This window comes from Xanthomonas arboricola (assembly GCF_003353015.1).
In the GTDB taxonomy this organism is placed as follows: Bacteria; Pseudomonadota; Gammaproteobacteria; order Xanthomonadales; family Xanthomonadaceae; genus Xanthomonas; species Xanthomonas arboricola_E.
Genome location: NZ_QREM01000007.1, coordinates 439,556 through 454,741 on the forward strand (window position 1 = coordinate 439,556; position 15,186 = coordinate 454,741).

17 protein-coding genes are annotated in these 15,186 nt (G+C 66.7%); 6 read left to right on the forward strand and 11 right to left on the reverse strand.

Going from position 1 to position 15,186, the window contains the following annotated elements; genetic code table 11:
• Positions 1 to 161: 161 nt before the first annotated feature.
• From lolD to C0541_RS21540, 10 genes are all read right to left on the reverse strand, one after another.
• Positions 162 to 917 (reverse strand): lipoprotein-releasing ABC transporter ATP-binding protein LolD, encoded by a 756-nt coding sequence (gene lolD / locus C0541_RS05320; protein ID WP_161959895.1) that lies wholly within the window; start codon positions 915 to 917, stop codon positions 162 to 164.
• Positions 910 to 2,151, reverse strand: coding sequence for a lipoprotein-releasing ABC transporter permease subunit (locus C0541_RS05325; protein WP_104596009.1), 1,242 nt, complete (start codon positions 2,149 to 2,151; stop codon positions 910 to 912). Before C0541_RS05325 ends, lolD begins: the two co-directional genes overlap by 8 nt.
• Positions 2,152 to 2,174: 23 nt before the next feature.
• Entirely contained in the window at positions 2,175 to 2,627 is a 453-nt protein-coding gene (locus tag C0541_RS05330; protein WP_115046434.1) for a hypothetical protein, read from the reverse strand.
• Positions 2,578 to 2,826, reverse strand: coding sequence for a succinate dehydrogenase assembly factor 2 (locus C0541_RS05335; RefSeq protein ID WP_039815824.1), 249 nt, complete (start codon positions 2,824 to 2,826; stop codon positions 2,578 to 2,580). Before C0541_RS05335 ends, C0541_RS05330 begins: the two co-directional genes overlap by 50 nt.
• A gap of 111 nt (positions 2,827 to 2,937) precedes the next feature.
• Positions 2,938 to 3,720 (reverse strand): succinate dehydrogenase iron-sulfur subunit, encoded by a 783-nt coding sequence (locus C0541_RS05340; protein ID WP_115046436.1) that lies wholly within the window; start codon positions 3,718 to 3,720, stop codon positions 2,938 to 2,940.
• Between the two features lie 16 nt (positions 3,721 to 3,736).
• Complete coding sequence (locus C0541_RS05345; RefSeq protein ID WP_429001332.1) at positions 3,737 to 3,940, reverse strand: hypothetical protein; 204 nt, start codon at positions 3,938 to 3,940, stop codon at positions 3,737 to 3,739.
• A 9-nt stretch (positions 3,941 to 3,949) separates the two neighbouring features.
• A complete protein-coding gene (sdhA, locus tag C0541_RS05350; protein WP_104650447.1) occupies positions 3,950 to 5,740 on the reverse strand; it encodes a succinate dehydrogenase flavoprotein subunit in 1,791 nt (596 codons plus the stop codon).
• Between the two features lie 34 nt (positions 5,741 to 5,774).
• Positions 5,775 to 6,161, reverse strand: coding sequence for a succinate dehydrogenase, hydrophobic membrane anchor protein (gene sdhD, locus C0541_RS05355; protein ID WP_115046442.1), 387 nt, complete (start codon positions 6,159 to 6,161; stop codon positions 5,775 to 5,777).
• On the reverse strand, positions 6,158 to 6,550 hold the full coding sequence (gene sdhC, locus C0541_RS05360) for a succinate dehydrogenase, cytochrome b556 subunit (RefSeq protein ID WP_115046444.1): 393 nt from the start codon (positions 6,548 to 6,550) through the stop codon (positions 6,158 to 6,160). The genes sdhD and sdhC overlap by 4 nt, the downstream gene beginning before the upstream one ends.
• A gap of 55 nt (positions 6,551 to 6,605) precedes the next feature.
• A complete protein-coding gene (locus C0541_RS21540; protein ID WP_338016123.1) occupies positions 6,606 to 6,914 on the reverse strand; it encodes a DUF1674 domain-containing protein in 309 nt (102 codons plus the stop codon).
• Here C0541_RS21540 and C0541_RS05370 point away from each other — a divergent pair.
• The gene (locus C0541_RS05370; protein ID WP_115046448.1) at positions 6,816 to 7,706 is read left to right on the forward strand and encodes a YgfZ/GcvT domain-containing protein; all 891 of its coding nucleotides are present in this window, start codon (positions 6,816 to 6,818) and stop codon (positions 7,704 to 7,706) included. The genes C0541_RS21540 and C0541_RS05370 overlap by 99 nt on opposite strands.
• Here C0541_RS05370 and C0541_RS05375 read toward each other — a convergent pair.
• Positions 7,703 to 8,791, reverse strand: coding sequence for an ABC transporter ATP-binding protein (locus C0541_RS05375; RefSeq protein ID WP_115046450.1), 1,089 nt, complete (start codon positions 8,789 to 8,791; stop codon positions 7,703 to 7,705). The two genes, C0541_RS05370 and C0541_RS05375, sit on opposite strands and share 4 nt — an antisense overlap.
• Positions 8,792 to 9,212: 421 nt before the next feature.
• Here C0541_RS05375 and zwf point away from each other — a divergent pair, with 421 nt between their 5' ends.
• The 5 genes from zwf to C0541_RS05400 all read left to right on the forward strand — a co-directional run bounded on the left by zwf (position 9,213) and on the right by C0541_RS05400 (position 15,141).
• Positions 9,213 to 10,643: a glucose-6-phosphate dehydrogenase gene (zwf, locus tag C0541_RS05380; protein WP_115046452.1), complete on the forward strand. Its 1,431-nt coding sequence runs from the start codon at positions 9,213 to 9,215 to the stop codon at positions 10,641 to 10,643.
• The gene (gene glk / locus C0541_RS05385) at positions 10,640 to 11,647 is read left to right on the forward strand and encodes a glucokinase (protein WP_104533472.1); all 1,008 of its coding nucleotides are present in this window, start codon (positions 10,640 to 10,642) and stop codon (positions 11,645 to 11,647) included. Before zwf ends, glk begins: the two co-directional genes overlap by 4 nt.
• Positions 11,644 to 12,363 carry a 6-phosphogluconolactonase gene (pgl, locus tag C0541_RS05390; protein ID WP_115046454.1) on the forward strand — a complete coding sequence of 240 codons (720 nt, stop codon included), beginning with the start codon at positions 11,644 to 11,646 and terminating at the stop codon, positions 12,361 to 12,363. The genes glk and pgl overlap by 4 nt, the downstream gene beginning before the upstream one ends.
• A 149-nt stretch (positions 12,364 to 12,512) precedes the next feature.
• Positions 12,513 to 14,429, forward strand: coding sequence for a phosphogluconate dehydratase (edd, locus tag C0541_RS05395; RefSeq protein WP_115046456.1), 1,917 nt, complete (start codon positions 12,513 to 12,515; stop codon positions 14,427 to 14,429).
• Between the two features lie 52 nt (positions 14,430 to 14,481).
• Positions 14,482 to 15,141, forward strand: coding sequence for a bifunctional 4-hydroxy-2-oxoglutarate aldolase/2-dehydro-3-deoxy-phosphogluconate aldolase (locus tag C0541_RS05400; RefSeq protein WP_115046458.1), 660 nt, complete (start codon positions 14,482 to 14,484; stop codon positions 15,139 to 15,141).
• Positions 15,142 to 15,186: the final 45 nt, after the last annotated feature.

Sequence of the window (15,186 nt, forward strand, 5' to 3'; positions counted from 1 at the left end):
TGCGATGATGCTCGCGGGCGCTGCATGCACAGCAATCAGGGTGTCGCAGCATCCGGTCGCCCATCACGCGGATGCATCGGCAACCGGATACGGGATCTTCGCTCTGACACCCGTGGTTCACCACTGCCTTGCCGTCAGGAATTCCGACGGCAAGGTACTGCCTACACCGCAGACGGCGCCAGTTCGCGCAACTTGCCCTGGTGCAGTTCGAGCACGCGGTCCAGACGCCGCGCCAGGCTGCGATCGTGGGTCACCAGGACCAGGCTGGTGCGCTGTGCACGATTGAGTTCCAGCATCAGCTCGAACACGGTCTCTGCGGTCTTGTCGTCCAGGTTGCCGGTCGGCTCGTCGCCCAGCACGCAGCCCGGTTTGTTCACCAGCGCACGCGCCACGGCCGCGCGCTGGCGCTCGCCACCGGACAACTCGCTGGGCTTGTGTTCGATGCGATGTCCGAGCCCGACCGATTCCAGCAGTTGCAAGGCCTGCGCCCGGGCCAGCGCGACCTCTTTTCCGGACAACAGCACCGGCATCATCACGTTCTCCAGCGCGGTGAATTCCGGCAGCAGGTGATGGAACTGGTACACGAAGCCCAAGGCCTGATTGCGCAGCTTGCCGCGCTCGCCATCGGACAACGCCGACATGCGCCGGCCGGCCACATACACCTCGCCCGAGGTCGGAATATCCAGCCCGCCGAGCAGGTGCAGCAGCGTGCTCTTGCCCGCACCGGAGGCGCCGACAATGGCTACGGTTTCGCCGGTCGCCACGGTCAGATCCAGTCGATCGAACACCGGTGTACGCATCTTGCCTTCGGCATAGGTCTTGCCCAGACCCTCGGCCCGAATCACTGCTTCTGCGTGGCTTGACGTCTGCACGGCCGATTCCCCATTCCCGATTCCCGATTCGCTGATCTCATTCATAACGCAGCGCCTCCGCCGGTTGGGTCCGCGACGCGCGCCATGCCGGATACAAGGTCGCCAGGAAGCTCATCACCAGCGCGACGACGGTGATCACCACCACGTCCTGGGTCTGCATGTCGGTCGGCAAGCCAGTGATGTAATACACGTCTTCGGGCAGCAGCTTGACGCTGAAGATCGTCTCGATCACCCCGAGGATGCGTTCCAGGTTGAGCGTCAGCACGATGCCGCCGATCACCCCCATGATCGTGCCCATGAAGCCGATCAACGAACCCTGCACCATGAACACCTGCATCACGCCCGCAGGCGACAGGCCCAGGGTGCGCAGGATGGCAATATCGGCCTGCTTGTCGGTGACCAGCATCACCTGCGAGGACACCAGGTTGAACGCGCCCATCGCCACGATCAGCGACAGCAGGATGCCCATCACGGTCTTTTCCATCTTCAACGAGTGGTAGAGATTGGCGTTCTCCTGGGTCCAGTCGCTGACCCGGTACGGACCATGCAACTTCACCGCCAGATCGCGCGCGACCGGCCAGGCCTGGTCCATGTCGTGCAGGCGCAGCCGTACGCCGGTGACGCCGTCCATGCGCAGCACGCGCGCCAGGTCCTGCATGTTGACCACGGCCAGGCCGCGGTCGATCTCGTTGTAGCCCGCCTCGAAGATCCCGCTGACGGTGAAGCGCTTGAGCCGCGGCATCGCACCCAGCGGCGTGGCCTGGGTGTCGCTGAGCAGCACGACGATGCTGTCGCCCACGTCCACGCCCAGCCAGATCGCCAGCTCCTTGCCGATGACGATGTTGTAGGAGCCCGGGGTGAGGCTGTCGACCGACCCCTGCTGCATCTTCTTGGCCAGCACCGACACCTTGCCTTCTTCGGCAGGAACGATGCCACGCACGATCGCCGGCTGCTTGCGCGGACCCTGCAGCAGCGATTCGGTTTCGATATACGGCGCGGCACCGGCGATGCGCGGATCGGCCATGGCGACCTCGACCGCGTGCTGCCAATCGTGCATCGGCGCGCCGTCGGCACTGACCGTGGCATGCGCGGCCATCTGCAGCAGACGGTCGCGGATCTCCTTCTGGAAACCGCTCATCACCGCCAGCGTGGTGATCAGCACGGTCACGCCCAGGGCGATGCCCAGGATCGATGCCATCGAGATAAACGAGATGAAGCCATTGCGCCGCTTGGCACGCAGGTAGCGCAAGCCGATGGCGACCGGGATAGGTTTGAACATGCGGTTCAACCGGGAAAGGGACGCTATGGTGCCACTTGCGGCCGCCCGGACGAAATGGCGTGTGCCTGAGCGGCCAGACGCAGTTCACGTCGCTGCGCCGCCGGCAAGGTATCCGGCCAGAAATGCAGGCGTTGGCGACGTGCATCCGGACCAGTCCACGACACCACCGCGATCGGTCCGCGCCATGCCACCTGCAGGGCGTGCACCTGCGCGCCGTCAACGCTGGCGGGCGTATCGCCCCAGGGCACGATCACCTCCCGTGCCGGCGAACGCAACAGCACGCGCAAGCAGCGGCCACCTGCAGACACCGCATGGACCGACAGCAATACGGCCAGCCACGGCGGCACCCCGCTACGCCACAGCGCCCACAACGCGAGCACGCTCAGCACAGCCAGTGCGCAGACCAGCCCGCGCGAGGGCCGCCATTCAAGCCGGCATGGCGCGAATATCGGCGATGAGTGCGGCGTTGGCGGCATCGGGGCAGGCCTCGTATCCCATGAACCAGCGCCACAACTTATCGTCTTCGCAATCCAGCAGCTGTAGGAAAACCGCGCGCTCTGACTCGGAAGCCTGCGCCCAGCGTTGATCCAGGTAGCGCCCGAACAACTGGTCGAGTTCGCGCATGCCACGCCGGCAACGCCAGCGCAGTTTCTTCAGCAGGGTCTGTTCGTCCATCTCACTCTCCACCTCGCCTTGCCGGCGCCGAAAACGACAGCGGCACCAGACCAAGGGCCGGTGCCGCTGTGAACCACCTCCCCGCCGGGGCGGGGGCGAATTGCGCTGCGATCAGGCGCGGCGCGCCATCATCAGCTTCTTGATCTCGGCAATCGCCAGCGCCGGATTCAGGCCCTTCGGACAGGTCCGCGCGCAGTTCATGATGGTGTGGCAGCGATACAGCTTGAACGGATCTTCCAGGTCGTCCAGGCGCGCACCGGTATCCTCGTCGCGCGAATCGATGATCCAGCGATACGCCTGCAGCAGGATCGCCGGGCCCAGGTAGCGCTCGCCATTCCACCAGTAGCTCGGGCAGCTGGTCGAGCAGCACGCGCACAGGATGCATTCGTACAGGCCGTCGAGCTTGCGGCGGTCTTCCGGCGACTGCAGGCGCTCGCGGTCCGGCGGCGGCGGGGTCTGGGTGCGGATCCACGGCTTGATCGATGCGTACTGCGCGTAAAAATGCGTCAGGTCCGGCACCAGGTCCTTGATCACATCCATGTGCGGCAGCGGATAGATCGGCACCTCGGCCTTGCCGCAGGCGGCAATCGCCTTGGTGCAGGCCAGCGTGTTGGTGCCGTCGATGTTCATCGCGCACGAACCGCAGATGCCTTCGCGGCAGGAGCGACGGAACGCCAGCGTCGGGTCGATCTCGTTCTTGATCTTGATCAGCGCGTCCAACACCATCGGGCCGCACTTGTCGAGATCGATCTCGTAGCTGTCGGTGCGCGGGTTGGCCTCGCCATCCGGATCCCAGCGGTAGACCTTGAAGGTGCGCGTGTTCTTGGCGCCCTGTGCAGGGTAATGCTTGCCCTTGCCGATCTTTGAATTCTTGGGGAGGGTGAACTCTGCCATAGCTGCTCTCGTTGGCTCAGGCGATGCGCGGTGCGGACGACAACCGCACCGTGCGCATGAAGGTAAAGATGACGGATGCCACCACCGAAGCGGTGGCGCAACGTCCGGCGGCGTGCCGGCGTTGCCCCTGCGTCACGACGCGATCCGGCTGCGACGTTGCACAGCTGCCATGCCCGGACAGGCCGGCTGGCAGGAGCAACGCGGAAGCGGATCGAACCATGCGCATCGATCAGTAAACGCGCGGCTTCGGCGGGACCACGTCCACGTCCTTGCTCAGCGTGTACATGTGCACCGGACGGTATTCGAACTCGCACTTGCCCTTGTCGTCGACGGTGACCAGGGTGTGCTTCTGCCAGTTGACGTCGTCGCGGTCCGGGAAGTCTTCGTGCGAGTGCGCGCCGCGGCTTTCGTGGCGCTGCTCGGCCGAGTTGATCGTCGCCACCGCATTGAGCAGCAGGTTGTTCAACTCGTAGGTCTCGATCAGGTCCGAGTTCCACACCAGCGAGCGGTCCGACACCTTGACGTCCTCGAAGCTGGCGAAGATTTCGGCCATCTTGTCGACGCCTTCCTTCAGCGTCTTGCTGGTACGGAACACGGCCGCATCGGACTGCATGGTGCGCTGCATGTTGTCGCGGATCACCGAGGTCGGCGTGGAGCCGTTGGCGTAGCGCAGCTTGTCCAGCAGGCCCAGCGCCTTGTCGCAGACATCGGACGGCAGCGTCTTGTGCGGCTGGTTGGGCTTGACCGTCTCGGCGCAGCGGTTGGCCACCGCACGGCCGAACACCACCAGATCCAGCAGCGAGTTGGAGCCAAGGCGGTTGGCGCCATGCACCGACACACAGGCCGCTTCGCCGATCGCATACAGGCCCGGCACCACCGCATCCGGGTTGTCGCCCTGCTTGCGCACGACTTCGCCGTAGAAGTTGGTCGGAATGCCGCCCATGTTGTAGTGCACGGTCGGCAGCACCGGGATCGGCTGCTTGGTCACGTCCACACCGGCAAAGATGTGCGCGCTCTCGGCGATGCCGGGCAGCTTTTCGTTGATGACTTCCGGGCCGAGATGGGTCAGGTCGAGCAGGATGTGGTCCTTGTGCTCGCCGACGCCGCGGCCTTCGCGGATCTCCACGGTCATCGAGCGCGAGACCACGTCGCGCGAGGCCAGGTCCTTGTAATGCGGTGCGTAGCGCTCCATGAAGCGCTCGCCGTTGCTGTTGCGCAGGATGCCGCCTTCGCCACGGACGCCCTCGGTGATCAGGCAGCCCGCACCGTAGATGCCGGTGGGATGGAACTGCACGAACTCCATGTCCTGCACCGGCAGGCCGGCACGCATCACCAGGCCGCCGCCGTCACCGGTACAGGTGTGCGCGGAGGTGGCGCTGAAGTAGGCACGGCCATAGCCGCCGGTGGCCAGCACCACGCCATGGGCGCGGAACAGATGCAGGCTGCCATCGGCCATGTCCAGCGCCAGCACGCCGCGGCAGACACCCTCTTCGTCGAAGATCAGGTCGAGCGCGAAGTACTCGATCATGAAGCGCGCGTTGTGCGCCAGGGACTGCTGGTACAGCGTGTGCAGCATCGCGTGGCCGGTCCGGTCGGCCGCCGCGCAGGTGCGCTGCGCGGACGGACCTTCGCCGTACTTGGTGGTCATGCCGCCAAACGGGCGCTGGTAGATCTTGCCATCTTCGGTACGCGAGAACGGCACGCCGTAATGCTCGAGCTCGATGATCGCCGGGATTGCCTCGCGGCACATGTACTCGATCGCGTCCTGGTCGCCCAGCCAGTCCGAGCCCTTGATGGTGTCGTAGAAGTGGTAGCGCCAGTCGTCTTCGCCCATGTTGCCGAGCGCGGCCGAGATGCCGCCCTGCGCTGCCACGGTGTGCGAGCGGGTCGGGAACACCTTGGTCAGGCAGACGGTCTGCAGGCCCTTCTGGGCCAGGCCGAAGGTCGCGCGCAGGCCGGCGCCGCCGGCTCCCACCACGACCATGTCGTACTTGTGTTCGGTAATCTTGTAAGCGGACATCTAATCTGGATTCCTGTTCTGTGTGCCCGATGACTCAGGCACCGCCCAGCGCGATGCGCGCCACTGCGAAAATGCTGACGATCGCGCCAAGCACGGCGATGAACTTCACCGTCGTCTGCAACGCCAGTGCCAGCAGCGAATTGTGGATGTAGTCCTCGAGCACGACCTGCAGGCCAAGCTGCGCGTGCCAGAACATTGCCACCAGGAAACCGACCAGCAGGACTGCATTCCAGGGCCTGGACACGGCCGCGACCGCGGTCGGGTAGTCGGAACCGAGCAGGCTCAGCACGAACACCAAGAACCAGATCGCCAACACCACCAGCGCCGTGGCGGTCAGGCGCTGCAGCACGAAATGCTCGGTCCCGGTCTTGGCGGCGCCCAGGCCGCGCACGGTCTTCAACGGGGTGCGGTAACGGCTCATGCGGCGACTCCGGTCAGGACATAGGCCCAGATCGCGGCGGTGATCACCAGGCTGGCAACCACCGACGTCCAGCTGCTACGCACGAAGGACGGGATGCTGAAGCCGTAGCCGAAGTCCTGCACGATGTGGCGGATGCCGTTGGACAGGTGATAGGCAAACGCCCATGACCATGCAAACAGGAACACCTGGCCGTACCAGGCGCCGAGATGCTGGGTGAGGCACGACCAGTGGTCCTGCCCGAGCATCAACACCAGCAGGGAGACGGCAATGACCAGCGCCCCTCCGGAAAGAATGACGCCGGTGGCTCGATGCAGGATCGAGGTCGCCATCTGGATCTGCCAGCGATATACCTGCAGATGTGGGGAAGTGGGACGTTCGCGGATCGCCATTCGCTGGGCTCGTATCTCGGCTGGGCGGCACTAGGCCGCTGTGGCTAAAAGCTGCTCAAAAATCGATGCAGCGTCCATTTTTTTCCCAGTCGCCGTAGCGCGTTGGCTCAGGGCCGTCGCGCCCACCGATCTCCTTGGGCAGGGGCTGCTTCTCGGGAATGTGCTCCTGAGAGGAAGGCTGCGTCTCGGAATCCTGCGATGGCGTGGGGGTTGGATGGCCTATCATAGTGGTCTCACAACATTGCGATTTTAGTCCTCCCCTTCCGTGGCTGACAACCTGAATCTTATTCCGCAGGGTTTTGGCTCCCTGCACGACATGCAATACGTCCGCTTGCTCGGGACGGATGCAGTGGCGTTCGCGCATGCGCAATTTGCCAACGACGTACAGGCGCTGGCGATCGGGCAGTGGCAATGGAATGCGTGGCTGACGGCAAAGGGGCGCGTGATCGCCATCTTCGCACTCCTGCGCGAAAACGACACCGACGTATTGATGCTGCTGCCCGACGGCAATGCGGCCGAGATCGCAGCGCAACTCGGGCGTTTCGTGTTTCGACGCAAGCTCAGCATCGGCGTGGCGGCGCTTTCGGCGCATGCCGGCTTTGCCGCGCCTGCGCGCGCACGGGGCGCGCAGGCCGATATCGGAACGCAGCGTATCGAATTGGATATGGGCAGCCCTGCCCTGCCGCGCACGTTGTTGTTGCTTGCGGACGCGGAAGCATTGGCCGCGCCTATCGAACCTGCACGCATGGATGCCGACTGGCGCCGTACCGACCTGCAACTGGGGCTGGCACGCCTGCCCGATGCGCAACGCGAGCAGTGGACGCCGCAACAGCTGGCACTGGATCGCCTGCAGGCCTTCAGCGTCAAGAAAGGCTGCTACCCGGGCCAGGAGATCGTTGCGCGGACGCACTTCCTGGGCAAGGCCAAGCGTGCGCTGCAGCTGCTGCAGGTCGAGGCCGGCGGCAGCGCTGCGGTGGTCGAGGCGGGCCAGGCCGTGCTGCTGGGCGATGCCACCGTCGGCACGCTGGTCAGCGTGGCCGGCGATCTCGCGCTGGCGGTGGTGCCGCTGGAGCTGACCCTGGAGGCCGACGCCGTGCTGCAGGCAGGCGGGCATGCTGCCCGCCCGCTGGCGTTCGTGCAGGGGTTGGCGCGTTAGGCCGGCGCCAGCCGCTCGCCGCTGGCCGGGTCGAAGAAATGCAGCGCATCGCTGCGCAGCGCCAGGCGCAGCGGCTCCCCCACCGCCGGCAAGGCCTGCGGCGCGACGCGGATCACCAGTGGCTGGCCGCCGCGGTCGAGGTTGAGGAAGATCTCGTTGCCGACCGGCTCGATCACATCGATGCGCGCGTCGAAGCCCAGCGCGGCATCGCTCGATGGCTGCAGGTGCTCGGGGCGCACGCCGACGATCACCTCGCGACCGAACCAGCTGCGATCGATGCGGGCCGCACCCAGCGGCACACGCCAGCCATCGGCCACGACCAGGTGCAGGCCGTCCTGCTCATCCAGGCGCCCCTGCAGCACATTCATCGCCGGGCTGCCGAGAAATCCGGCCACGAACAGGTTGGCCGGGCGGTCGTACAGCGCCATCGGGCTGTCGATCTGCTGGATCACTCCATCCTTGAGCACCACGATGCGCTGGCCCAGCGTCATCGCCTCGACCTGGTCATGGGTGACGTAGATCATGGTGGTACCCAGCTTGCGATGCAGCTGGGCGATCTCGGTGCGCACGCTATGGCGCAGCTTGGCATCCAGATTGGACAGCGGCTCGTCGAGCAGGAACACCGACGACTCGCGCACCATCGCCCGTCCCAGCGCCACGCGCTGGCGCTGGCCGCCGGACATCGCCTTGGGCAGCTTGTCGAGCATCGGGGTCAGCCCCAGCAGCTCGGCGGCGTTGTTGACCCGCTCGGCGATGACCTGCTTGGGGTGGCCGCGCAGCTTCAGTCCGAAGGCCAGGTTCTCGGCCACGGTCATGTGCGGATAGAGCGCATAGCTCTGGAACACCATGGCGATGTCGCGGTCCTTGGGGGCCACGTCGTTGACCACGCGCTCGCCGATCTTCAGCGTGCCGGCGCTGATGTCCTCGAGCCCGGCGATCATGCGCAACAGGGTCGACTTGCCGCAGCCGGACGGACCGACCAGCACCATCAATTCGCCATCGGCGACCTCGAAGCTCGCCCCCTGCACCGCGACCTGGCCGTTCTCGTAGACCTTGCGGACACCTTCCAACTGCACTTTCGCCATCTTCGGCCTCAACGTAAGTTGTGCGCCCTGCCTTCGGCCCTCCCGACGGCGGTGACGCCACATGCGCCTGCAAGGAAATCTCCTGCAAACGAATGCATTGGTTTATTCTGACATGTAATCGTTTTCACATGGCAACATCGATCTCGGGAGGGACCATGCCGCCACCGACCCAAGCCGCTGTTTCAAGCGGTGCAGCCTACCGTGCAAGTCCCGGCATTCCGCCACGCATGGGCAGATATACCGCCGCGGCGCTAACCGCTGACGGCCACTTGCTGCAACAATCGGGGATTGGACGTGCGCGTCCATCCTCCGCTGCGCGCACGCCAGTGTCGCTCAGGAACAGACGTACCGACCGCCGGCTGTCCGGCGCCTTTCCGACCAGCTGCTGATCACGATGTCTCCAGAATCTGAAATTCGGTCCATGCACAACACCCTGATCCTGTTCGGCGCCACCGGCGATCTCGCCCAGCGCTATCTCTTCCCGTCCCTGCTGCGACTGTTCGTCGATGGCCTGCTGCCGGAGGATTTCCGTATCCGTGCGCTGGCCTTGTCGCCGCACGACACCGAGGCCTTCCGCGAGGTCCTGCGCCCGCGCCTGGCCGCCGCCCTGCCGATCGCCACGCCCGAGCAGATCCAGACGCTGCTGCAGCGGGTCGACTATCGCTCGGTGGATCTGCGCGATGCCGAGTCGGTGGCCAACGCCGTGCGCGAGCTGGCCAGCCGCCAGTGCGTGAGCTACCTGGCGATTCCGCCGGGCCTGTACATCAGCACCTGCCAGGGCCTGGCCCTGGGCGGCGCACTGGCCGCGCCGCACCGGCTGATGCTGGAAAAGCCGATCGGCCACGACTCGGACAGCGCCCGCGAGATCCTGCAGTCGATCGGCGCGCTGATCGACGAAGACCGCGTATTCCGCCTGGACCATTACCTGGGCAAGGCGGCGGTGCAAAACCTGATCGCACTGCGCTTCGGCAATACGCTGCTGGAAGCGGTGTGGAACCGTACCTACATCGAGTCGGTGCAGATCCTGGTGGCCGAGAGCGAAGGCGTGGACGGGCGCGATGCCTATTACGCCCGCTCCGGCGCGCTGCGCGACATGGTGCAGAGCCATATCCTGCAGCTGCTGTGCCTGGTGGCGATGGAGCCGCCGGCCGCGCTGGAAGCCGACCGCATCCGCGACGAGAAGGTCAAGGTGCTGCGCGCGCTGCGCCCGATGACCGCCGAGCATGCCGCCCACGACAGCGTGCGCGGCCGCTACACCGCCGGCAGCATCAACGGCCAGCCGGCGCAGGCCTATCACCCGCCGGAAGGCAGCGACGTGGAAACCTTCGTCGCGGTGACCGCCCACATCGACAACTGGCGCTGGGCCGGGGTGCCGTTCCATCTGTGCACCGGCAAGCGTCTGGCCGAGCGCTCCACCCGCATCGTGGTCACGCTCAAGCCGGTGACGCATTGGCTGTTCGAGCGCCCGGACCGGCAGAACGCGGTGCCCAACCGCCTGACCTTCCAGCTGCAGCCGCAGGAAAACATCGAGCTCGGCCTGATGAGCAGCCTGGCCGGCCCGGAATGGGGCGCGATCGAGCTGCAGCCGCTGGAACTGGAACTGTCGGTGCCGACCGGCCTGCATCGCCGCATCGCCTACGAGCGCCTGTTCGTGGATGCCTTCAATGGCAACCCGGCGCTGTTCGTGCGCGACGACGAGGTCAAGGCCGCCTGGGCGTGGATCGACAGCGTCAGCGATGCCTGGAAAGACGCGCAGTTGCCACTGCAGCCCTACCCGGCCGGCAGCTGGGGCCCCGATACCGCGGCGCCCTTCCTGCCCCCCGCCACCGACGCACAGGGACACACTGCATGACCGCTCCTTCCAAGCCGGTGCTGGTCGCCGATATCGGCGGAACCAATGCGCGCTTCGCGCTGGCCGACGTCGACGCCTCGGTACCGTTGCTGGATGACACCTCGCGCGAATTTGCGGTGGTCGATTTCGGCTCGCTCGGCGAAGCCGCGCGTTACTACCTCGACCAGATCGGCGTGCAGGCCACCCAGGGCGTGTTCGCCGTGGCCGGGCGCGTGGATGGCGACGAGGCACGCATCACCAACCATCCGTGGGTGATCTCGCGCTCGCGCACCGCCGCGATGCTGGGCTTCAGCACCCTGCACCTGATCAACGACTTCGCCGCGCAGGCCATGGCGATCAGCCTGCTGCGCCCGCAGGACGTGGTGCAGGTCGGCGGCGCCAGCTGGCGGCCCGCACCGATCGATCAGGCCCGCAACTACGGCGTGATCGGCCCGGGCACCGGACTGGGCGTGGGCGGGCTGATCATCCGCAACGGGCGCTGTTTCCCGCTGGAGACCGAAGGCGGCCATGTCAGCTTCCCGCCCGGCACGCCGGAGGAGATCCGCATCCTGGAGATCCTGTCCGAGCAGTTCGGCCGGGTCTCCAACGAGCGGCTGATCTGCGGCCCCGGCCTGGTCAACATCCACCGCGCGCTCAGCGAGATCGCCGGGGTCGACCCGGGCCCGTTGCAGCCCAAGGACATCACCGCGCGTGCGGCGGCCGGCGACCCGCGCTCGTCGCGCACCATCGATCTGTTCTGCGCCATCTTCGGGGCGATCGCCGGCGACATGGTGCTGATGCAGGGCGCCTGGGACGGCGTGTTCCTCACCGGCGGGCTGGTGCCCAAGGTGCTGGATTCGCTGCAGCATTCCGGCTTCCGCCAGCGCTTCGAACACAAGGGACGCTTTTCCGCGATCATGTCGCGGGTGCCGTCGCTGGCGGTCATGCATCCGCATGCCGGCCTGCTCGGTGCCGCCGCCTATGCGGTGGATGCGCAGCGCCAGCATCCAGGGGAGCAGCGATGAACCTGCAGGACAATCCGCGCATCACACTGGTGCGCTACGAAGACCCGGCCGAGTGGACCGAAGCGGTCGCCAGCGAGATGGCCGACCTGCTGGAACAGGAAATTTCGCGCCGCGGCCAGGCGCGCATGCTGCTGTCCGGCGGCACCACGCCGGCGCCGGTGTACGAATCCCTCGCCCATCGTTCGCTGGACTGGTCGCGGGTGGAAGTCGGCCTGGTCGACGAACGCTGGTTGTCGCCGCAGGATCAGGACAGCAACGCCTGGCTGGTGAAGCACAGCTTCCTGACCCATGCACCGGCGGCGACCTTCATCCCGCTGGTGCGTCCGGGCAAGCAGTTGCCCGAGTGCGTGCACACCGCCAACCTGCAGGCCAGGCATGCCGAACCCGCGTGCCTGGCGGTGCTGGGCATGGGCGGCGACGGCCACACTGCCTCGCTGTTTCCGGGCTCGACCGATCTGAGCAAGGCACTGTCCAGCCCGCAGCCCTACGCATCGCTGGATGCCACCGGCTGCCCGGGTTCCAACCAGTGGCCGCTGCGCATCACGCTGACTCCGGCCGGGCTCGCACCGATCCCGACCCGTCTGCTGTTGCTGCGCGGCAAGCAGAAGCTTGACGTGCTGCAGGCCGCCTTGTCAGGCGATGATGTCAGCGAGTATCCGATCCGGGTGGCGCTGCAGCAGCCAGGCCCGAAATTGCGGGTCCACTGGTGTGCTTGAGTGCGAGTCCCTCGCAACAGCCGATTTGGTGCGAGTCCTTCGCAACAGCCGATTTTGTGCGAGTCCCTCGCAACAGCCCGCACATCCTTGTGCGGGTATCTAAAAAAAGCGTGATTACTTTCTTCCCCGTTTCTCATAGCCGGTAGCCAATGAGCCTGCATCCGAACATCCAAGCTGTCACCGACCGTATCCGCAAGCGCAGCGCGCCGTCGCGCGCGGCGTACCTGGCCGGTCTCGATGCCGCCCTGCGCGAGGGTCCGTTCCGCAGCCGCTTGAGCTGCGGCAATCTTGCGCATGGGTTCGCTGCGTCCGAGCCGACCGACAAGTCGCGCCTGCGCGGTGCGGCCACGCCCAACCTGGGCATCATCACCGCCTACAACGACATGCTGTCGGCGCATCAGCCGTTCGAGCACTACCCGCAGCTGATCCGCGAGACCGCGCGCACGCTCGGCGCCACCGCGCAGGTTGCCGGCGGCGTGCCGGCGATGTGCGACGGCGTCACCCAGGGCCGCGCCGGCATGGAGCTGTCGCTGTTCTCGCGCGACAACATCGCCCAGGCCACGGCGATCGGCCTGAGCCACGACATGTTCGACAGCGTGGTGTACCTGGGCGTGTGCGACAAGATCGTGCCGGGCCTGTTGATCGGCGCGCTGGCGTTCGGGCATCTGCCGGCGCTGTTCATGCCGGCCGGGCCGATGACGCCGGGCATTCCGAACAAGCAGAAGGCCGAAGTGCGCGAGCGCTACGCCGCTGGCGAAGCCACCCGCGCCGAATTGCTGGAAGCCGAATCGTCCTCGTATCACTCGCCCGGCACCTGCACCTTCTACGGCACCGCCAACTCCAACCAGGTGTTGCTCGAAGCGATGGGCGTGCAGCTGCCCGGCGCCTCGTTCGTCAACCCGGAACTGCAGTTGCGCGATGCGCTGACCCGCGAGGGCACCGCGCGTGCGCTGGCGATCTCTGCGCTGGGCCAGGACTTCCGTCCGTTCGGTCGCCTGATCGACGAGCGCGCCATCGTCAACGCCGTGGTCGCGCTGATGGCCACCGGCGGCTCGACCAACCACACCATCCACTGGATTGCGGTGGCGCGCGCGGCCGGCATCGTGCTGACCTGGGACGACATGGACCTGATCTCGCAGACCGTGCCGCTGCTGACCCGTATCTACCCCAACGGCGAAGCCGACGTGAACCGCTTCCAGGCCGCGGGCGGCACCGCCTTCGTGTTCCGCGAGCTGATGGATGCCGGGCTGATGCACGACGACCTGCCCACCGTGGTCGAGGGCGGCATGCGCGCCTACGCCAACGAGCCGCGCCTGCAGGACGGCAAGGTCGTCTACGTTCCCGGCACGGCGACCACTGCCGACGACAGCGTGGCGCGCCCGGTCAGCGCCGCCTTCGAGGCGCAGGGCGGCCTGCGCCTGCTGCGCGGCAACCTCGGCCGTTCGCTGATCAAGCTGTCGGCGGTCAAGCCGCAGCACCGCACGATCGAGGCGCCGGCGGTGGTGATCGATACCCCGCAGGTGCTCAACAAACTGCATGCTGCCGGCGTGTTGCCGCACGATTTCGTGGTGGTGCTGCGCTACCAGGGTCCGCGTGCCAACGGCATGCCGGAACTGCACTCGATGGCGCCGCTGCTGGGCCTGCTGCAGAACCAGGGCCGGCGCGTGGCGCTGGTCACCGACGGCCGTCTGTCCGGTGCTTCTGGCAAGTTCCCGGCGGCGATCCACATGACCCCGGAAGCCGCACGCGGCGGTCCGATCGGGCGCGTACGCGAAGGCGACATCGTGCGCCTGGACGGCGAAGCCGGCACGCTGGAAGTGCTGGTGTCGGCTGAAGAGTGGGCCTCGCGCGAGGTCGCGCCGAACACCTCGGTGGCCGGCAACGACCTGGGACGCAACCTGTTCGCGATCAACCGCCAGGTGGTCGGCCCCGCCGACCAGGGTGCCATCTCGATTTCCTGCGGCCCGACCCGTCCGGACGGCGCGCTGTGGAGCTACGACGCCGAGTACGAACTCGGTGCCGATGCCGCAGCCGCAGCCGCACCGCACGAGTCCAAGGACGCCTGATTCCCCTTCCCTCTGCGCGACCGCCCGGCGGTCGCCGTCTAACGGAGTTGCAATGACGATTGCCCAGACCCAGAACACCGCCGAACGGCTGCTGCGCGATGCCGGCATCCTGCCGGTGGTCACCGTGGACACGCTGGACCAGGCGCGCCGCGTCGCCGATGCGCTGCTCGAAGGCGGCCTGCCCGCGATCGAACTGACCCTGCGCACCCCCATCGCGGTCGAAGCACTGGCCATGCTCAAGCGCGAGCTGCCCGACATCGTGATCGGCGCCGGCACCGTGCTGAGCGAGCTGCAGCTGCGTCAGTCGGTGGATGCCGGTGCGGATTTCCTGGTCACCCCCGGCACGCCCGCCCCGTTGGCGCGCCTGCTCGCCGATGCGCCGATCCCGGCCGTGCCCGGCGCGGCCACGCCGACCGAGCTGCTGACCCTGATGGGCCTGGGCTTCCGCGTCTGCAAGCTGTTCCCGGCCACCGCCGTGGGGGGATTGCAGATGCTCAAGGGCCTGGCCGGCCCGCTGTCCGAACTCAAGTTGTGCCCCACCGGCGGCATCAGCGAGGCCAACGCGGCCGAGTTCCTGTCGCAGCCGAACGTGCTGTGCATCGGCGGCTCGTGGATGGTGCCCAAGGACTGGCTGGCCCAGGGCCAGTGGGACAAGGTCAAGGAAAGCTCGGCCAAGGCTGCGGCGATCGTGCGGCAGGTGCGGGCTGGCTGATTGACGGGGCACCGCAGCCAGTGGCCCGGAAGACTGGGCTTCTGC